Here is a 19,250-nt window from a genome sequence, read left to right as displayed (position 1 = left end):
TTGACCTGTAAACGTCTATTCGATTTTTTATTTTCTTTTTTAGGAATTCTTGTATTAGGTTTTCTTTTAGTCATTCTCTATGTCTTGACCAGCTTTGATACAGGTTCCAATGGTTTTTTTTTGCAAGATAGAATTGGGCAGTTTGGTAAAACTTTTAAAATTGTTAAATTTAAAACAATACATCCCATTACAGGGAAAATATCTTTTTTCGGACGTTTTTTACGAAAATCAAAACTAGATGAATTGCCACAATTTTTTAACGTTTTGATAGGACAAATGAGTTTTGTAGGGCCAAGACCTGATGTTTTAGGATATTATGATGTTTTAGAAGATGAAGCTAAGAAGATATTGGAATTGAAACCTGGTTTAACTAGCGAGGCGTCTTTAAAATATTTTAATGAAGAGCAAATTTTAGCTCAACAGGAAAAACCATTGCAGTATAACGACGAAATTATTTTTCCAGATAAGGTTTTAATCAACTTAAACTATTATAATAATCGAAGTTTTTTTGGGGACATTAAAATAATTTTTAAAACAATATTTAGATCTATACAATGAATAATTCAAAAATATGGCTTTCGTCCCCGCACATGGGGGGAAGTGAGCAAAAATTTGTAAGCGAAGCTTTTGATACGAACTGGGTTGCTCCATTAGGACCTAATGTGAACGGACTCGAAAAGGACCTTGAAAATTACCTAGGAAATGAATGCCATGTAGGGGCGCTAAGCTCCGGAACCGCTGCTATTCATTTGGGCTTGATTTTATTAGGAGTTCAGGCTGGTGACGAAGTGCTTTGTCAGAGTATGACGTTTTCGGCTTCGGCCAATCCGATATTATATCTTGGAGCAATTCCTGTATTTGTTGACAGTGAAATAGACACCTGGAATTTATGTCCACTTGCTTTAGAGGAAGCTATAGTTGATCGAATTGCTACAGGAAAAACTCCAAAAGCGATTATTGCAGTGCATTTGTACGGTGTGCCTTATAAAATTAATGAAATTAGGACTATAGCCGATAAATATGGCATTCCGATTCTGGAAGACAGTGCCGAAGCGTTGGGTAGTAGCTATAAAGGTCAACGATGTGGTACTTTTGGCGATGTAGGAGTTTTGTCTTTTAATGGGAATAAAATTATCACTACCTCAGGTGGCGGGGCAATTGTAACTTCAACGGCTGCAATTAAAGATAAAGCTGTGTTTTACGCTACACAATCCAGAGACAATGCACCCCATTACCAGCATAGTGAAATTGGGTATAATTATAGAATGAGTAATATTTGCGCCGGAATTGGCCGTGGGCAAATGGAGGTATTGGATGATCATGTGGGTTTACGTAGAAAAATGAATGCTTTTTATGTTGATTTGTTCAAGGATATTGCAGCAGTCACCGTTTTTACAGCCCCAAACGATGATTATTTTGCTAATTATTGGCTGAGCGCTATTGTTATAGAGCCTAATCAAGAAGGAATCGACCGCGAAGCCTTGAGGTTGGCTTTTGAGCAATCCAATATTGAGTCCCGCCCGTTGTGGAAACCAATGCATCTACAACCTATTTTTAAACAATATCCTTATTATGGAACCAAAGTAGCCGAAACTTTATTTGAAAAGGGGTTGTGTTTGCCGTCAGGTTCTAATCTAACTGATGAAGAAAGAGAAAGGATTAAGCAAGTTGTATTTAGTTTCTTTAAAACTAAATAAAAAACACTTAATGAATATTTCAATGTATTTTATATAATATTACAAAATGACAATAGAACAAACAACAATAAAAGATCTTGTAATCATCAATCCGGCGGTTTTTAATGACGAGCGTGGTTATTTCTTTGAAGCCTACAACCAAGCCAAGTTCCATGAAAATGGGATTATGTACCAATTCATCCAAGACAATCAATCATTCTCCAAGCGAGGTGTGATTCGCGGATTGCATTTGCAAATAAATCCTTTTGCACAAGCTAAATTAGTACGTGTATTAGAAGGAGAAATTTTGGATGTGGCAGTTGATTTGCGTAAAAACTCGGCTACTTATGGACAGCATTTTAGTGTTGTTTTGAGTGCGGCTAATAAAAAACAATTAATGGTGCCTCATGGTTTTGCTCATGGTTTCTCGGTTTTAAGCGAAACGGCTTCTGTTATGTACAAGGTAGATCAATTATACCATAAAGAAAGCGAAAGAGGGATTCGTTACGATGATCCAACTTTAGCAATTGATTGGCAATTGAATCCAGAAGAGGTAATTGTTTCTGAGAAGGATTTGGTTTTGCCTGGGTTTGATGTAATAGATTGGGAGTTTTAAAAAAAGTTTAAAAGTTTAAGGTTTAAAGTTTAAAGTTGTCGGTAAGATTGAGAGTTTGTTTGATAAAAAATAATTATGCAAAAAATAGTAGTAACAGGAGCCACCGGACAATTGGGTTCAGAACTGAAAGAGTTATCCGAGAATTATGCGCAATATGAATGGATTTTTGCGGATAGAACGGAAGTATCTTTGGATAATTTGGATGTCTTAAAAAAACAATTAGAAGTACTATCTCCAAATATAATTTTGAATTGTGGTGCTTATACTGCTGTAGACAAAGCTGAAACCGAACAAGAATTAGCAAACATGATTAATAATTTGGCAGTAGGTATTATTGCCCAATATGCTAAAGATCATTCCGTAAAATTAATCCATATTTCTACCGATTATGTTTTTGATGGTACCTCATCAGTTGCATTGACAGAGGAAGCTATAACCAAACCTATTAATGTTTATGGGGCAACAAAAAGAGCAGGGGAGCTAAGGTGTTTGAAATTAAATCCTGAAGCTATTATCATCAGAACTTCATGGGTTTACAGTAGATTTGGAAACAATTTTGTGAAAACGATGCAACGGTTGTTACAGGAGCGCGATACAATTAGTGTTGTCAACGATCAAATCGGATCTCCAACTTATGCAGCTGATTTGGCTCAGGTAATGATGGATATCGTAACGGCACAAGAGTGGATTGCAGGAATGTATAATTATTCGAATGAAGGGGAAGTCAGTTGGTTTGAGTTTGTTTTGGCTATCCAAGAAATTGGAGGTTATAGTTGTGAAGTAAAAGGTATTCCTTCATCGGCTTATCCTACGCCTGCTAAGCGTCCTGTTTTTTCTTTATTGGATAAAACTAAAATAAAAGATACTTTTGGAGTTGTCGTACCGAATTATAAGGATAGTTTAGCTGTTTGTTTAAAGTCTAAAGTTTAAAGTTGTTCCACTGTTTCGAAACTGTTTTTAAGTGAAAAAATGCTGTTTTTATAAAAGTAGTTGAAGAAAAAATATAAATACAAATGAAAAAAATAGTAATCACCGGTGGTGCCGGTTTTATAGGATCTCACGTAGTACGGCTTTTCGTTACTAAATATCCGCAATATCAAATTTTTAATTTGGATGCGCTCACGTATGCTGGGAATTTGGAGAATATAGTTGATATAGAAAAGGAACCGAACTACACATTTATTAAGGGTGATATTGTTGATGCTGCGTTTATTGATGCCTTATTCGCCGAGCATCAATTTGATGGAGTTTTGCATTTAGCTGCAGAATCTCACGTGGATCGCTCCATAACTGATCCGTTATCTTTTGTGAAAACAAATGTGATAGGAACCATGAACTTATTGAATGCCGCCAAAACGATTTGGAAAGACAATATGGAAGGCAAGCGTTTTTACCACATTAGCACTGATGAGGTTTATGGCAGTTTAGGCTCTGAAGGATTGTTTACAGAGACTACTGCTTATGATCCGAACTCTCCTTATTCTGCTTCGAAAGCGAGTTCTGATCACTTTGTACGTGCTTATGGAGAAACATACGGATTGCCATATGTGTTGACGAATTGTTCCAACAATTATGGACCGTATCATTTTCCAGAAAAATTAATCCCTTTATTCATCAATAATATCATTCAGAACAAACCTTTACCCGTTTATGGAGATGGGAAATACACGCGTGATTGGCTTTTTGTAGAAGATCATGCCGTAGCCATTGATTTGGTTTTTCACGAAGGTGTTAACCATGATACGTATAATATTGGCGGTTTTAACGAATGGCAAAACATTGATTTGGTTAAATTACTTTGCAAAATCATGGATGAGAAATTAGGCAGGGTTGCCGGTACTAGTGAGCAATTGATTGCTTATGTGAAAGACCGTCCAGGTCATGATTTGCGCTATGCCATTGATGCCTCTAAGATAAATAAAGAGTTGGGATGGAAACCTTCTGTTACTTTCGAACAAGGATTAGAAAAAACAGTAAATTGGTATTTAGAAAATCAAACGTGGCTGAATAATATTACTTCAGGGGAGTATGCTAGTTATTACGAGAAACAGTATGAGTAAATCGTGAATCGTAAATCGTGGATTGTGAATCGTAATTCGTAAATCGTGAATCGTGAATTGTGAATTGTGAATTGTGGATTGTGAATTGTGAAGCGTAAGGTGTGATTTGTGTAATGTTTAAAATGAATTGGTATTAATGTTTCATGTTGTACACATCGTAACAGCGTAAAATGTGAGTAACCATAGTTTAAAAATACTTAAACATATTTTTGGACCTATACGATATATAAATACTAAATAAGAATTGATTCGAATTACGCATTTCAAATTACTAATTGCGAAATAAAATATGAAAGATCATAAAGATTTAGATGTTTGGAAACAATCAATGGTACTAGCGGAAGATATTTATGCATTAACAAAAGAATTTCCAGCAGATGAAAAATATGGATTATCAAGCCAAATTAAAAGAGCGGTAATTTCTATTCCCAGTAATATTGCTGAAGGAGCAGCTAGAAAAGGAGATAAAGAATTCATACAATTTTTATACATTGCTATGGGCTCATTATCTGAAATAGAAACGCAATTAATACTTGCAAATCGATTACAATTTATAGATTCAATTGAAGTTTATTTAGTACAAATTGAAAAAATAAAAAAAATGCTTTTTGGACTTATACGATATATAAATACTAAATAAGAATTGATTCGAATTACGCATTTCGAATCACTAATTACGAAATAAAATATGAAAGGAATTATATTAGCCGGAGGATCTGGAACCCGTTTGCATCCATTAACTTTAGCGATGAGCAAACAAATGATGCCGGTGTATGACAAACCGATGATTTATTATCCATTGTCTACTTTGATGATGGCGGGAATTAATGAAATATTGATTATTTCTACCCCGCATGATTTACCAAATTTCAAAAAATTATTAGGTGACGGGTCGGCAATAGGATGTACATTCAGCTATGCCGAGCAAGCTATACCTAATGGACTGGCACAAGCTTTTGTGATTGGGGAAGAATTTATAGGGAATGATAGTGTTGCATTAGTTTTAGGAGATAATATTTTCTTTGGTTCTAATATGGATGAGTTGTTGCAATCCAATACTAATCCTGAAGGCGGGGTTGTATTTGCCTACCACGTTTCTGATCCAGAACGCTATGGTGTAGTTGAGTTTGACTCTAATTTTAAAGCACTTTCTATTGAAGAAAAACCGTTGGAACCTAAATCCAATTATGCAGTACCTGGTTTGTATTTTTATGATAATTCAGTAGTGGAAATTGCCAAGAATATCAAGCCAAGTGCTCGTGGTGAATATGAAATCACCGATATAAACAAAGTGTATTTGGAGAAAGGAGCTTTGAAAGTCGGTATCTTAAGCCGAGGCACAGCTTGGTTGGATACAGGAACTTTTAACAGCTTGATGCAGGCGGGACAATTTGTTCAAGTTATTGAAGAACGTCAAGGATTGAAAGTAGGTTGCATCGAAGAAATTGCCTGGAGACAAGGTTTTATTACAGAACAAGAATTGGCAGCATTGGCCGAGCCTTTGAAAAAATCAGGTTATGGGGAGTATCTTTTGGGATTATTGAAGCATAAGTTGTAAGTTTAGTAATTAGTGATCAGTGATCATTCAGTAATAAAAATTAAGGGTTCAATTATAACCTAAACATCGTTTAAAATATGATATATATTGCATTATTATTATTATTATTATTATTATTATTAGTTGGTATTGCGCTTTTTTATTTTAGAATAGCGGATAAATACAATAAGATCGATACCCCCAATAACAGATCTTTCCACACTGACATTACTTTACGAGGTGGGGGCATGCTTGTGATCTGACCGAAGGAGATCTTGATAGGATAAAATTTGTTATTTTGGGACTGTTTAAAAAACAGAAAGTAACTAATTTGTAAATAAGACTATTACGATGTAGTTCATCTTTTTTTGATTCCTAAATTTTAAAATTGAATTGAATTGTTTTCTTTTATCCATTTATTAATCGTTATTTTTGCTTTAGTAAAATAAGTAATGTTAAAAATATATCTATTTTGAGTACTGCTAAAAACACGGGTTCTTCATCCATAAACCCTAATTTTTTTTCAAGAGAGAACTTGAAATTTAGCATTCATAATTTGCGCTATCTTCCGAGATGGATCATTGTTATGATGGATTTTTCGGTTTTGGTGCTGTCGTTTTTTTTTACTATCCTGATCTTCAAAGGAACGGGATTAGATTATATCATTACGCCACATAGCCTTAGGTTTGTAATTGCTTTATTTGGTGTAAATATTTTCTTTTTCTGGTTGTTTAGAACGTATTCTGGAATCATCCGGCACTCTTCTTATATTGATGCTGTGAAGCTTTTGTTTTCACAAATGGCAGTTTTAGTATTGTTCCTTTTTTTTAATTTTGCTTACGAGGTGTTTCATGGAGAGAAGGCTTTCTTAAACACTGCTTTCTTCATAAACATAGTACTGTCCTTTTGTGGATTGTTTTTATATCGGGTGATTATCAAACAAACCTTTGAGATGTACTTTTCTGAACAAGGAACCAATAAATTAATCAGAACTATAATTTATGGTACCGATGCCAATGCCATATCCGTTGCTAACGCTTTAAAATTTGAAACACCTTCCCGCTTTAAAATAGTTGGATTTGTTGATAAAAACAACCAAAATGCGACAAAGCGTATGCTGGATTTGCCCATTTTGATTAAAAAGAAAAAATTGCCCCCATTAATGCGTTCTGTAAATGCACAAGCAGTCATTATTGCTGACAAAAGTTTGACAAAAGAAGAACAGTTAGTTATCGTTGATCAATGTTTGGAATTTAATTATAACGTGTTTACGGTGCCTTTAATTTCGGACTGGGAGAATCAAAGAGAGATTTCGCAAAAAGTAAAAAACATTCAAATTGAAGATTTACTAGAGCGAAAGCCTATAGTATTAGATAACAAATCCATATCAAAACAGTTAAAAGATAAAACCGTTTTAATTACTGGAGCCGCAGGTTCCATTGGTAGTGAAATTGTTCGCCAAGTATTGGGTTTTAGTCCTAAGGTTGTTGTTATTTTAGATCAGGCAGAAACTCCATTGCATAATATGTGTTTGGAAATGTGTGGTCTAGTGTCTAGTTCTAAAATGCACCCCGTAATCGCTGACGTACGGAATAAGGAAGCTATGAATAGTGTCTTTAAAAAATATCAACCTCAAGTGGTTTTTCATGCTGCTGCGTACAAGCATGTTCCATTGATGGAAGAAAATCCTTCTCAAGCCATTCTTACGAATATTGAAGGAACTAAAATTCTGGCTGATTTATCTTGCTTTTATAAGGTCAAAAAATTTGTCATGGTATCTACAGACAAAGCAGTGAATCCAAGCAATGTAATGGGTGCGAGTAAAAGAATTGCTGAAAAGTATGTGCAATCCCTGCAAGTACAGAATACGAATAAGGGGGCGCAAAATGCTACGAAATTTATTACCACTCGTTTTGGAAATGTTCTAGGGTCTAATGGATCTGTTGTTCCTTTGTTTACGAAACAAATTGCAAAAGGGGGGCCTATTACCATTACTCATCCTGATATTATAAGGTATTTTATGACCATACCTGAGGCATGCCAGTTGGTATTAGAGGCGGGAGCTATGGGTAATGGAGGAGAGATTTATATTTTTGATATGGGGAAACCCGTCAAGATTATCGATTTGGCTAGGAAGATGATCAAGTTAGCTGGTTTTATTCCGGATAAGGATATCAAAATACAAATTGTCGGGTTGAGACCTGGGGAAAAATTATATGAAGAATTACTAAATGATACTTCAAAAACACTTCCAACCTATCATGAGAAAATTATGATTTCAGAAGAAGTTTTAGATGAGTTTGATGTTTTGAGTGCAGATATAGAAGAACTTATCAGTATTGCGAATCATTTTGATAATGATCAAATTGTACTGAAAATGAAACAAATTGTACCAGAGTTCAAAAGTATGAATTCGACTTTTGAGTTGTTAGACAAGTAGTTTCCCCATTGTAGAATTAAAAAAGGCCCAAAGTATAGTACTTTGGGCCTTTTTAGTTATAACCGGTGTTATTACACTTTAAAAAATTGATTGTTGGCAATCACTTCTTTTAGCGGCATACTGTCTTTTAGGTTTATTTTTTGTTTGAAGGCCTCAATATGATTGTCATGATGTACATCGGAACCAACATAGGTATACATTCCTTTTTGCAATAGCTGTTCTGCAATTTTAGTGATTCCAACGCCATAATATCCCACTACTGCTAATAAATTCAATTGGAATATACAGCCAGCTCTCTTTAGCTTTTGGTATTCATTAAAATTATTGTGATAAAATAAATAGCGTTCTGGATGTGCTAGTACTGGAATGTATCCGGCCACTTGTAAGTCAAATAGGATAGAATACAATTGAATAGGAGGGTTGATGTAGGACATTTCAACTAGAACGTAGTTGTCTTTTAAAGTCAATAAGTTATGGGATTGGAACAGTTGTACAAATTGATCATCCATAAGATATTCGGCAGCGGCATGGAACGGAATTGTAATATTGTTCTTTTGCAGCTCTAAAACCGTATCGGATTTCTTATCCAGAATTTGTTCCTGTGTATTGTCCCAAACATGTTGGATAATGTGTGGGGTTGTAATAAACTCAGTAACTCCAATTTCTTGTAGCGCCTTTGTTAGTCGTAGCGTATCTGCAAAGGTTCTTGCGCCATCATCTATACCCGGTAACAAATGAGAGTGGATATCTATATGGTGATCAGGAATTAAATCTTTAAGCGTCGGTTTTGATTTGAAGAATGTAAACATACTGCAAAGTTAATGAAAAGTCTTCTGTTTTTAGTACTCCATTTTTGGTTCTGAATCTGATCCTATACGATAAATATTGGATTGTGTGTTAGGGTTATTGGTGTACTAATTCAAAAGATCAGTTCAAGGTAGTGTTTGTATATAAAATAAAACAGTATCTATGAATTTAAAACTAAATTACTCCAGTAGTTTTCCAACTGAAAGTCTCTATGTAATATAGTTACATTAGATAAAGTTTCCCCAGCAAGTTCTTTGTTCTAGTTATTATAAGAGTGAGAATTTAGTATAATTTGCTATTTATGCGTAAATTAGCACTAACTATTCATTGATTATTAACTTAACCCGTTAGGTGGAATTAGTTCTTGATACATTTTTTGTTTCGTTTTACTTTAAAAAAAACACTTTCCGAAACAAGTTCGGAATAAACGGAACTGACTTTTGAATACTTGCACCCAACGGGTTAACTCACTATTTATATTATGAAAAATCTATGTTTTTATTGTTTGCTTTTTGTTGGTATGGGGTTTTATAGCTGTAAAAAAAATCAAAACGAAAATGTCATTAAAACTAATGATACCCAGACTGAAAAACCGATGAATATCAAGTGCTATAAAGCGTACTATGAGCAAGACACCGTTGATTTAAAAATAAACACTTTAAAAAACGGAAAAGTAACTGGTGATATGGTTATGAAATTTTTTAAAATGCCAGTAAAAATTGGGAAAATTGCTGGGGAATTTCATGGAGATACCTTATTGGCAAGTTATACTTTTATACAGGGTACCGATAAGAAAATTACCTTTAAAAATCCAATGGCATTTTTAAAAAGAGGAGAACAGTTGATTCTCGGCAATGGAAAAATGCAAACGACTATGGGCGCTACTTATTTTGTTAAAGGCGAACCAATCGATTTTGAACGCGTAAAATTTAAGTTTTCTGCTGTGCCGTGTGTAGCTGAAAAAGCAGCAGCTCTATCAGAATAAAATATACTTTGGAGGATGCACTGATAGGTAAGCAAAAGATTTGTTGGTTTTGATCGTATCGATTGGGTCATAGGAAATGATTTTTTCGATAAAACATAGCTTGCTATTTCTGAAAAGATCTATTCCCTTGGTTTTATATTTGAACTGGTATTTCCTGATGTATTGTGTGCAATTCATGTTGTAATTCGGATAGGAGGAACTATGGGCGAACCTCTTAATTAGTGTCGCAAGCTACTGTAAAATAGAATTAGTGATACTTTGGGACGATTAGAATTTCTTCCTTGTTATTGGTTGTAGTTGAAATTCTACTCTCTTTTAAACAAGTTCCTTTTTCATCTTTGATTATACAGTTTACTATAATTACATCTATAGGTTTGTCATCTTTGTCTGTGATGATAATTTTAGAACGTTCTTGGTTGGCATAATAAAAATGTTGTGTGTAGAAAGGTGCAAAATTGTCTACTATTTTATCAATAGTTCCTTTTTTATTATAGTGGTACATGACTTCGTTTTGCTTGTATTGTTTTTTAGTATAGCAGCTGATGCGTTCCCGTTGTTTAGTTTTCCAACGTGTTTTGCAGTAATAAGGTTCTCTATCTGGATACGATTCGAGTACAAACCACAATTTTTTTTTGGTCTCTTGTAATAGATTTTCTAGAGAGTCAACAGTTTTTGAATATTTTATGCGACCGTTTTTAGTAAAGACCATTTTCTTTCTTTGCAATAGCTTTTTCTGATTATCAACTACCACATATATTTCTTCGGTTGCAGATTTTATACCTTCTGGTAACAATTGTTTTTTGTTATCCTTTTTTGAAGCGCATGATTGTACTGTTAAGAGAAGGATTAAAAAAGATAAAATTCTCATAATCGTAAAATTTAGTAATATTCTAAGGTACTAATTTTAAGTGGTTTGCAATGAATTCCTGTTGCGTCGTTCCCTATTAAGTTTAAGAAAGCGAATAATGCCTTGATGGCTTTTTACATTGATGTTTGTTTTATAATTCCAGTCATAGACTGAATAAGACTACCTCAAAGTTGGAACCTTTGCGGAGCCTGGTATTTATTTAAACATTTCCGTGTTTTGTATCTGAATTAGAAAATAGGATTAGCTTATTTTCTGTTACTGAAAATCTCATAATGGCATACGCTCTTATTCTATATGCTTAAATTAAATACATGCTAATATGACTCGTTGTTATTTTTAAAAAACGATGCAATGTTCATCGTGGTCACAGATGCGTATAGCCGTTGCTCAAGGAATTGTAAATCAATTACCATACAAATACTATGGTAAGTAAGATGATAAAATTGCGCAAAAAAAGCCATAATTATAAGTCTTTGTTTATAATTAAGTGGTACTTTCGGAGAAAGAAACTTTATGTTGCGTTCCCCGTTTTTTATTGTAGTGCTTTTGCTTTCGATTGTATCTTGCCAAAAGAGTGTAAAAACAAGTATTGATACTTCTAAAAAACAAGAAAGCCAAAAAGGAATTATCGCCCAGAAATATTCAGAATTAGGTGATTCCTTTATTAGGAATAATAAACTGGATAGTGCTTTCTATTATTATTTAAAATCTACAGAATTATTTAAAGAGGAGGGCAGCAGCGCATATATTGCCTATAATCTAGTTGGAATGGCACAAATCCAACAGACCTATGGAGATTATTACAGCAGTGAAGAAACTTTGACTGAAGCTTTGCCCTACATAAACAATGATTCACAGTATCTGGTTGCGGCAAATAATTTATTCGGAATCGCAGCAAAAGAATTAAAGAATTACGATGACGCCATTCGTTATTATAGTACAATTTTAAAAACTGTAAAAGATTCTGTAGCTAGAGTTACTGTTCTCAATAATATCGCTACAGTTTATATGGAACAAAAAAAGTACAGAAAAGCAATAGTACTCTTAGAACCCTATTTAAAGTCTGCTATTTTAGATACACTACAGAATAAAAAAGCTAGAATTATTGACAATTTAGGGTTTGCTTATTATAAAGACAATCAGATTCCAAAGGGACTAGCCTTAATGAATCAGGCTTTAGCCATCCGAACTAACAATAACGATTCCTATGGAAGTATTGAAAGCTATTTGCATTTAGCCGATTACTATCAAAAACGAGATTACCAAAAATCGAAAGTGAATGCACTACATGCTTATTATGAAGCAACGAAACAACAAAGTATTGACGAACGATTGGAAGCCTTGTCATTTTTGATGTCACATAATCAAGAAAAAGGAGAAAATAGTTACGCCCTATTATTTGTGAATTTAAATGATAGTATTAAGACTGTACGAAGTAATGCCAAAAATCAATTTGCTAAAATTAGATATGATTCTAGGAAAGCTAATCTTGAAAGCATCAAATATAAGGGACAAAGAGCGGAAACCCTTTTGGAACTTGAAACGCAGAAGAACCAAAAATACGTATTGTTTTTTGGAATTTTCACACTACTTGGCGGGATTGTATTTATAGTAAATTACTATAAAAGTAGGACCAAACGTGAACGCTTAGAGGCAAGTTACAGTACCGAAACCCGAATTTCTAAAGAACTCCATGATGAATTGGCTAATGATGTTTTTTATGCCATGACTTTTGCGGAAACCCAAGATTTGCAAAATCCTATAAAGAAAGAAACACTGTTAGATAATCTTGACAAAATATATATTAGAACTCGAAATTTCTCTAAAGAGAATAGTCCCATAGAAACGGGTGAGGGGTTTGAGTACAATTTAAAACAAATGTTAAGTAGTTACAAGAATCAAGGCGCTGACATCATTATTCGAAACGGAAATGCAATAGACTGGTTATCGGTGCAATCTGAAAAAAAAATAGCACTCCATAGAGTTTTGCAAGAACTTATGATTAATATGAAAAAGTATAGTCAAGCTAGTTTTGTTGTTTTAGGTTTTGATTGTGACCAAAATAATATCTACGTGGATTATACGGATAATGGAATAGGTTGCTCAAAAAAAATAATTTTAAAAAATGGTCTTCAAAATGCGGAAAACCGTATGCAGGCAGTAAATGGAAAACTTACTTTTGACTCACAAATTAATAAAGGTTTTAAAGCAAAAATTAAATTTCCAAAATAGTACAGAAATATGTTCACAAAAGTTCTTATTGCTGATGATATTGATTTCAATGATGTGGGTGCGGCTCAAATACTAAAAGAACTTGGGGTTCATGAAATTCAATATGCCAAATATTGTGATGAGGCTTTGTTAAAAATAAAAAAAGCAAAATTGGATAATCATCCTTTTCAATTGCTTATCTCTGATTTGTTCTTTAAAGAAGATTATAGAGTGAATAAACTCCATTCGGGAGAAGAATTGGTCACTGCGGTTAAAAAGCAGTGTCCTAATATTAAAATAATTGTTTTTTCGATTGAAGACAGAGCACATCGTATTAAAGTACTGTTTGATGAACTCAACATAGATGGTTATGTTGTAAAAGGAAGAAATACGATTTATGACTTAAAGACAGCCATTCAAAAAGCCTACACTAATGAACCAGAAAACATTTCATCTGAATTGTTGTACTCACTTCAAGATAAGACGACAAGTGAAATAGACAATTATGACGTCCAATTAATCAAGTATCTCTCTATAGGAATATCTCAAGAAAATATGGAAACGGTATTTAAACAAGAAGGCATTTTCCCAAATAGTAAAAGTTCTATTGAGAAGCACATCAACAAGCTCAGAATTTATTTCAAAGCAAACAATACGGTACATCTTGTAGCTATAGCCAAGGATCTAGGGATAGTTTGATATTTTCCTTGTAATACAATTTATGTTTTCGTCACCTCTTAGCTCCTTAGGCGGCTTTTTTATTAGGGGGAGTTAAGAGCTGCCTAGCTGGTTTTGTTGCAATAAGAAGTTCTTCAAATTGCCTAAATTCAAAGATATTTGAGCAGCGTTAGCGATGATGTTTAGGTTTGAATTGAAATTTGCTTTGTACACTTTGCGGAGCTGGTGTATCGAGCAGTTTTACATTATTTATTTCACAAAAAAAAATACTCCTCAAAATACCTATCGGATAAACGGAATTGAGATTTTTTAAGATTGCAACAAACTGTCTAAACATCGTATAATTGAAGAGGAAAAGAAGCTGTTATGTATTGTAAATCTTTCTGTTATGCTATAGCGTTACTGAGTGTGGTAAGCTATTAAGGCTGCCGTATTGTATTTTCTATGTAAGAAAGCTTGTTTTTTTAAGTCTTGTTTTAGAAATCCTATGAAAAGAAATGTGAGCTGTAATCCAATTTTTGTAGGTTCTACAGTAGATAGTGTTATGGTCTTCTGTACGGTATTTTTTTCTAGTACTAATTCATTTCCGTAGCAAGTTTGGAAAGTATCATTTTCAAAATCCCAATAGGTGATCGCTATCGCCAAATTTACATGGGTTGCTTCAGCAGGCCAATCTAAATGTTTGTTTGCAATAAAGTCAGTGAATGTTATTGTTTGACTTTGTTGTAACCATTGTTCTTTTATTTTTAGAACTTGGCGTAAGGGTCTTAGTTTGTTGCTTTCAAAAAACAATAAGTGAGTTTTTCCTTCCTCTGTTTTTAAACCTCCCGAAAGAGTTCTTTTACCTACTTGTTGTGTAGTATCTTCCTTAAGAATATCAAAAAGGAGTTTATTTGCCCTACCCGCAAAACTTCCGTCTTTAGCAAGGTTGTTGAACTTTGCAACTAACTGGCGAAAAACAATCGATTTTTTTGCGCAGTGACCAAACTCCTGTCCATGATTACGAATACGGTCATATACTGGATTTTTTTTGAATTCAGCGGATGTCATGCCCCCTTCTCGCTTTGATCGTGCATAATTATTTCCGTTCGCTGTTATCACAAAGTTAATATCGTCTAAGGTTCCTTTGATTAAAAAAGGAGCTGTTATTTTTGCCATTTTTGATGTTTGTTTTTGGTGTTAAATTCTAGAAATACACTGTCGTTTATAAATATTGGACAGGAAGCGCGAGTTTTTTTGAAGAGATTTTGTTATCAAACTACTTTATTTTTATATTTATTGATGATTACTGAATCTTCGATTTCTACTATTTATCCATGATTTTCGTTGAGGTTTATAATACGAAAAGTAGGTTAGGTGAATTTTTGTCTTTCTGGTATTTATGAATCTACGATTTCAGCCCTAAAAAAATAAAAATATTTTTTTGCTCAGCAATCACTTGTTGTCCTCTTTTCATTGAAAATGTTTTCAATTTAGTGGTGTGTTAAGATAGTTCTAGTATCAAATACAACTAATTTGTATTTTAGGTTGTAAATAGATCTTCATTACAAATCTTATTTTCAAAGTGTTTTTTAAAAGAAAACAAAATGACACTTCGTTTTTCAATTTTATTAATTATTTGATTTTTTAATTATATTATCCTTTATGGTGAAGTCGATTAGATATACGCTGCTTCCTTTGTATGGATTGAATGATGGTTCGTATTTTACGTACCCTTTTATATTTAGTTCTTTCATGCATTTGTGATAGGTAGCTTTGGAGTAGATTTTACTAATTTGCATTACTTCGTCTCTAGTTATAGTTATTGGACTTTTAAATTGATTTATATTCCAAAATTGGAACAATACCATGTATAAACTAATATGAGTAGGATTAATACTTTTATCTAGTATTGTACGGTCAAAGAATTCAGTTAGGTGCTTTAAGTAGTTCATTGTTTTTAATGTGAAAAGTGAGATTCTTCCTTTATTGGGATTATTATTATTATTATTATTATTATTATTATTATTATTATTATTATTATTTGAAAAGTGTGTATGTAGTTTGTTTACTTTCGATAATTTTTCGATAGTAGCATTGGAATAAAAGTTACACCTCCAAACCTTTGTATAGGAAAGTGTTCTATTGATGTGCAGTGGTTGAAGTGTTCCAGGGGAGATGTTAAGAAGCTTTCGTTCTTCTGTTGATTTTAGCCATTTTTTGGGTTGCTTGTTTGTGTCTTTTAGTATTCCTCTAATATCTTCCAAAAGAGATTTAAGGAATTCATTGAGGTCTGCTTTTGCGATGGTTTCGATTGCCATAACTTTGGTTTTAAATTGTTATGGTGTAAAATTGTGGTTTTTGATTGTTTTTATATCACAAGGGTTCACAAGTTGTGAAAGAATAAATGAGTTTTTATTTTTTTTATTGACTTTGTTAATACCATAACTACTTGGGTTTAATTAAATTTTTCTTTTGCCATGATTGAAAAGAAATAAAAATTATTCACGGGTTACTATTGTTTTTTGGTATTCATTAATCTTCGATTTCAAGCCTGAAAATCAAAAGTGCAAAAACTACCTCAAAGCGCCGTTCCACAGCCCGAGCCGTTCGCCTTTCAGGCTCAACTCGCGGACTGCTGCCACTTTGCTTTATCGTTGTTTTTTATGCTTTTTATTTAAGGGCGGTTCAGCGAGTTTCCAAGTATAGGTGTTTACTTTTCAATTGACACGATTCGCTATTCACTAAATACGATTTACTACTCACTCCCAAATTTGTCATCCTGACGCAGGAAGAATCCCCGCAAGTTGCTCACGGTTCACGAATCCCACAACATTGTCATCCTAATCAACTATTGATTTCGTCAAAACCTTATCATTAATACAGTCTAGATCGTTTTTTCATGTTCATTTTTTTCTTTTGCCTTGATGCATCCTTCGACTGAGCTCAGGAGGACGGAAACAAAAGATCAAGCCTGAAAATCAAAAGCGCAAAAACGACCTCAAAGCGGCGTTCCACAGCCCGAGCCGTTCGCCTTTCAGGCTCAACTCGCGGACTGCTGCCACTTTGCTTTATCGTTGTTTTTTATGCTTTTTATTTAAGGGCTGTGTGAAAAGGTATTATTGCTTTTCGTCCTTTGTCCTCAACTCGCGGAGTGCGGCCATTTCACTTTTTCGTTGTTTTTCTATGCTTTTTATTTAAGGGCGAGGAGAGTGGAAGTTTAGTTGGATTTTGCTGTATAACTCGACTCTGGGATTACTCCCTGCGGCTAACGCTTAATTCGTTAGCACGATTTTTTGGAATGGTAACTATAAAGGACATTTTAGATGATGTCTTGTTATTATGAATGTTGTTGACTTCTTAATTTACTGATGAAGTAGGTGGGAGAGAGGCCTGTTCTATTATTGAAGGCACGTGTAAAGATTTGGGTGGAACCGAAACCGGATTCTTCACCTAATGCTTTGTTGGTGTAATTGCGGTATTTGTTTTCATTTTTTAGTAATTCTATGATATGATCAATCTTAAGATCAGTTATATATTCTATGGTTCCTTTGTTGCGGTATTTTGCAATTATTTTTGAAGCATATTTGGTATTTGTATTTAAAAAAGAAGCCAATTTGAGCAAATTCATCTCTTTTTCGAGATACTTTTTACTGAATTCGAATTTTTCCAATTTTATTAGAATTGCAGCCACTACTTCAGGATTGATATCGAGTTCCTTACTTCCGTTTGCTACAAATAATTTGGATGTTTCCGGTTGGCGGTTCATTAACTCATTAAATAATCTTTTTGATCTAAAATGTTTGTAAACAAGGAATGAAATTATTGACATCAAGACTACTGTGGTACTAATGGCAATAACAGTTATGGAATTATTGGAGTTTTCTAAATTACGTTGTGTTTGCAGTAGTTTTTCAGTATCGTATACTTTAGTTATTTTACCTGAAAGGTATTTGTAATTGTGTTCTAATAATTGATCTATTTTTAATAGTTGCCCTATGTAAAGTAAATGTGCTTTTTTATCATTTTTAGTTAGAGAATAATCAATTAGCAGTTCATAAGCCTCCCTTAATTCAGGACTTATATAGTTTTGTTGTTGGAAAATTGCATCTACTTTTTTAAAATAGACTACCGCTTTTTCTTTTTGATTTTGAGACCAATAATTTTTACCAATATAAAAATAAGCAAGAGTTTCATTTGCAAAATCTTTATTACTCCTAAGGTCTGGTAATGCTAGCGATAATTTTTTTATAGCATCGACATAGTTGTGTTTAAAAGACTGGTTTATTCCTTCAGAAAACAGAAAGTATGATTTCATTCTAAAAATTTCAAATTGGATTGCTGCTTTTATTCCTATTTGATTTATTTGACTGCACAATTGGTATTTATTAATTCTGCTGTAGCATTGGCCCAAGGAATATAATGAATTGATATAGGCGTGATCATTTTTCTCTTTAAAATAAGTAACACACTCTTTAAATAAAGCGATTGCCTCGTGATAAAATCCAAGATAATATTTAGTCAGTGCTTTGCCATATTTTAATTTGTAAATAAGATAATAGTTATTTGTTTTGGAAATGTATTGCTCGGCGATGAGGTAATTATCTAGTGCTTTCATCATTTCTTTGCGATCATAAAACACTATTCCTTTTGTCATATAAGCCGATCCAATCATCTCTGGATTGGCTGTTTTTTTGGCAGCTGTAACCAAACTATCAGCATATAGATTTCGGAGTTTTTTATCGAATTTATAGATTAAGGATTTATAGGCGAGAGCCATTTGCGTATCGTTTTTTTCGGATTTGGCTTTAGCTAACCAAGACTGTGCATATAAGCGTTCTTTTAAACTATCACTTTCCTTATAATTTATTTTTTCATTGAAGTAGTTATAGCTTTTATTAGAGAGACTATCTGGAATTATAAATTTTTTTTGAGCGTTTACGCCAATAAAAAAGCAAAGAAATAATAGGATTAAGTAGTTTTTTTTCATGTTCTAAAAATGGGGATTATAGCGTTTTAAAAACAAAATAATACAGTTAGGTCTGTATTTGTCAGGAATAAATGTAACTAAAAAACTTTAATAAATTGGATATTAACCATTAGAGACCCGAAATGTATTTTTTGGGTATTAAGTTGTTGGTTATGTACGAATTGTTTAGAAATTGACTGTTGTCAATTCGGGAATTACACCTATTAAATTCCCGAATTGAACAGCAGTTGCGTTGTGTGTTACGGACAACACATTTAGTTTTGCCTTGAATTCAAATGGTTTTGTTATGAGCAAAATCGCCACTGTTCCCATTACCCCGGGTGAAAAGAACTGATGAAAAAAGTAGTCAGTAACATTTAAAACATTCACAAAAATGAAAAAAGTTTTTTTATTCTTAGCCATT

At 33.4% G+C, this 19,250-nt stretch carries 17 protein-coding genes; 11 read left to right on the top strand and 6 right to left on the bottom strand.

Annotated elements, in window-relative coordinates:
• From V5J73_RS11795 to V5J73_RS11760, 8 genes are all read left to right on the top strand, one after another.
• On the top strand, window positions 1-558 hold the full coding sequence (locus V5J73_RS11795) for a sugar transferase (protein WP_338646122.1): 558 nt from the start codon (window positions 1-3) through the stop codon (window positions 556-558).
• Window positions 555-1,697: a DegT/DnrJ/EryC1/StrS family aminotransferase gene (locus V5J73_RS11790; RefSeq protein ID WP_338646120.1), complete on the top strand. Its 1,143-nt coding sequence runs from the start codon at window positions 555-557 to the stop codon at window positions 1,695-1,697. Before V5J73_RS11795 ends, V5J73_RS11790 begins: the two co-directional genes overlap by 4 nt.
• Before the next feature lie 46 nt (window positions 1,698-1,743).
• Window positions 1,744-2,292: a dTDP-4-dehydrorhamnose 3,5-epimerase gene (rfbC, locus tag V5J73_RS11785; protein ID WP_338646118.1), complete on the top strand. Its 549-nt coding sequence runs from the start codon at window positions 1,744-1,746 to the stop codon at window positions 2,290-2,292.
• A 75-nt stretch (window positions 2,293-2,367) separates the two neighbouring features.
• Complete coding sequence (gene rfbD / locus V5J73_RS11780) at window positions 2,368-3,222, top strand: dTDP-4-dehydrorhamnose reductase (protein WP_338646115.1); 855 nt, start codon at window positions 2,368-2,370, stop codon at window positions 3,220-3,222.
• A gap of 83 nt (window positions 3,223-3,305) precedes the next feature.
• The gene (gene rfbB / locus V5J73_RS11775) at window positions 3,306-4,352 is read left to right on the top strand and encodes a dTDP-glucose 4,6-dehydratase (protein WP_338646112.1); all 1,047 of its coding nucleotides are present in this window, start codon (window positions 3,306-3,308) and stop codon (window positions 4,350-4,352) included.
• Window positions 4,353-4,641: 289 nt separating this feature from the next.
• On the top strand, window positions 4,642-4,992 hold the full coding sequence (locus V5J73_RS11770) for a four helix bundle protein (RefSeq protein ID WP_338646110.1): 351 nt from the start codon (window positions 4,642-4,644) through the stop codon (window positions 4,990-4,992).
• A 48-nt stretch (window positions 4,993-5,040) separates the two neighbouring features.
• Window positions 5,041-5,910: a glucose-1-phosphate thymidylyltransferase RfbA gene (gene rfbA / locus V5J73_RS11765; RefSeq protein WP_338646108.1), complete on the top strand. Its 870-nt coding sequence runs from the start codon at window positions 5,041-5,043 to the stop codon at window positions 5,908-5,910.
• A 451-nt stretch (window positions 5,911-6,361) separates the two neighbouring features.
• Window positions 6,362-8,329, top strand: coding sequence for a polysaccharide biosynthesis protein (locus tag V5J73_RS11760; RefSeq protein WP_338646107.1), 1,968 nt, complete (start codon window positions 6,362-6,364; stop codon window positions 8,327-8,329).
• 71 nt (window positions 8,330-8,400) lie between these two features.
• Here V5J73_RS11760 and V5J73_RS11755 read toward each other — a convergent pair whose 3' ends face one another.
• Complete coding sequence (locus V5J73_RS11755) at window positions 8,401-9,138, bottom strand: tyrosine-protein phosphatase (RefSeq protein ID WP_338646105.1); 738 nt, start codon at window positions 9,136-9,138, stop codon at window positions 8,401-8,403.
• A gap of 593 nt (window positions 9,139-9,731) precedes the next feature.
• Between V5J73_RS11755 and V5J73_RS11750 the strand changes: the two genes are divergently transcribed.
• Window positions 9,732-10,121 carry a hypothetical protein gene (locus V5J73_RS11750; RefSeq protein ID WP_338646103.1) on the top strand — a complete coding sequence of 130 codons (390 nt, stop codon included), beginning with the start codon at window positions 9,732-9,734 and terminating at the stop codon, window positions 10,119-10,121.
• 247 nt (window positions 10,122-10,368) lie between these two features.
• Here V5J73_RS11750 and V5J73_RS11745 read toward each other — a convergent pair whose 3' ends face one another.
• The gene (locus V5J73_RS11745) at window positions 10,369-10,989 is read right to left on the bottom strand and encodes a hypothetical protein (RefSeq protein ID WP_338646101.1); all 621 of its coding nucleotides are present in this window, start codon (window positions 10,987-10,989) and stop codon (window positions 10,369-10,371) included.
• Between the two features lie 540 nt (window positions 10,990-11,529).
• Between V5J73_RS11745 and V5J73_RS11740 the strand changes: the two genes are divergently transcribed.
• Together V5J73_RS11740 and V5J73_RS11735 are read left to right on the top strand one after the other, a co-directional pair.
• A complete protein-coding gene (locus V5J73_RS11740; RefSeq protein ID WP_338648623.1) occupies window positions 11,530-13,221 on the top strand; it encodes a tetratricopeptide repeat-containing sensor histidine kinase in 1,692 nt (563 codons plus the stop codon).
• A gap of 9 nt (window positions 13,222-13,230) precedes the next feature.
• Window positions 13,231-13,899, top strand: coding sequence for a response regulator (locus V5J73_RS11735; RefSeq protein ID WP_338646099.1), 669 nt, complete (start codon window positions 13,231-13,233; stop codon window positions 13,897-13,899).
• 378 nt (window positions 13,900-14,277) lie between these two features.
• Here the strand turns inward: V5J73_RS11735 and V5J73_RS11730 are convergent, their stop codons facing one another.
• The 4 genes from V5J73_RS11730 to V5J73_RS11715 all read right to left on the bottom strand — a co-directional run bounded on the left by V5J73_RS11730 (window position 14,278) and on the right by V5J73_RS11715 (window position 19,249).
• The gene (locus V5J73_RS11730) at window positions 14,278-15,036 is read right to left on the bottom strand and encodes a hypothetical protein (RefSeq protein ID WP_338646097.1); all 759 of its coding nucleotides are present in this window, start codon (window positions 15,034-15,036) and stop codon (window positions 14,278-14,280) included.
• 452 nt (window positions 15,037-15,488) lie between these two features.
• Window positions 15,489-16,178 (bottom strand): hypothetical protein, encoded by a 690-nt coding sequence (locus V5J73_RS11725; protein ID WP_338646095.1) that lies wholly within the window; start codon window positions 16,176-16,178, stop codon window positions 15,489-15,491.
• Window positions 16,179-17,197: 1,019 nt separating this feature from the next.
• Window positions 17,198-18,847, bottom strand: coding sequence for an AraC family transcriptional regulator (locus tag V5J73_RS11720; RefSeq protein ID WP_338646093.1), 1,650 nt, complete (start codon window positions 18,845-18,847; stop codon window positions 17,198-17,200).
• A 165-nt stretch (window positions 18,848-19,012) separates the two neighbouring features.
• Window positions 19,013-19,249 carry a hypothetical protein gene (locus V5J73_RS11715; RefSeq protein ID WP_338646091.1) on the bottom strand — a complete coding sequence of 79 codons (237 nt, stop codon included), beginning with the start codon at window positions 19,247-19,249 and terminating at the stop codon, window positions 19,013-19,015.
• Between the last annotated feature and the right edge of the window lies 1 nt (window position 19,250).

Source organism: Flavobacterium sp. KS-LB2 (assembly GCF_036895565.1).
Lineage (GTDB): Bacteria > Bacteroidota > Bacteroidia > Flavobacteriales > Flavobacteriaceae > Flavobacterium.
Note: the sequence above shows the minus strand (reverse complement) of the source record. Positions and strands in the feature narration are given on the sequence as shown.

Coding starts and splice junctions, on each gene's coding strand:
- V5J73_RS11790 (WP_338646120.1), top strand. CDS start 555: ATGAATAATTCAAAAATATGGCTTTCGTCCCCGCACATGGGGGGAAGT.
- rfbC (WP_338646118.1), top strand. CDS start 1,744: ATGACAATAGAACAAACAACAATAAAAGATCTTGTAATCATCAATCCG.
- rfbD (WP_338646115.1), top strand. CDS start 2,368: ATGCAAAAAATAGTAGTAACAGGAGCCACCGGACAATTGGGTTCAGAA.
- rfbB (WP_338646112.1), top strand. CDS start 3,306: ATGAAAAAAATAGTAATCACCGGTGGTGCCGGTTTTATAGGATCTCAC.
- V5J73_RS11770 (WP_338646110.1), top strand. CDS start 4,642: ATGAAAGATCATAAAGATTTAGATGTTTGGAAACAATCAATGGTACTA.
- rfbA (WP_338646108.1), top strand. CDS start 5,041: ATGAAAGGAATTATATTAGCCGGAGGATCTGGAACCCGTTTGCATCCA.
- V5J73_RS11755 (WP_338646105.1), bottom strand. CDS start 9,138: ATGTTTACATTCTTCAAATCAAAACCGACGCTTAAAGATTTAATTCCT.
- V5J73_RS11750 (WP_338646103.1), top strand. CDS start 9,732: ATGAATATCAAGTGCTATAAAGCGTACTATGAGCAAGACACCGTTGAT.
- V5J73_RS11745 (WP_338646101.1), bottom strand. CDS start 10,989: ATGAGAATTTTATCTTTTTTAATCCTTCTCTTAACAGTACAATCATGC.
- V5J73_RS11735 (WP_338646099.1), top strand. CDS start 13,231: ATGTTCACAAAAGTTCTTATTGCTGATGATATTGATTTCAATGATGTG.
- V5J73_RS11730 (WP_338646097.1), bottom strand. CDS start 15,036: ATGGCAAAAATAACAGCTCCTTTTTTAATCAAAGGAACCTTAGACGAT.
- V5J73_RS11725 (WP_338646095.1), bottom strand. CDS start 16,178: ATGGCAATCGAAACCATCGCAAAAGCAGACCTCAATGAATTCCTTAAA.
- V5J73_RS11720 (WP_338646093.1), bottom strand. CDS start 18,847: ATGAAAAAAAACTACTTAATCCTATTATTTCTTTGCTTTTTTATTGGC.
- V5J73_RS11715 (WP_338646091.1), bottom strand. CDS start 19,249: ATGGCTAAGAATAAAAAAACTTTTTTCATTTTTGTGAATGTTTTAAAT.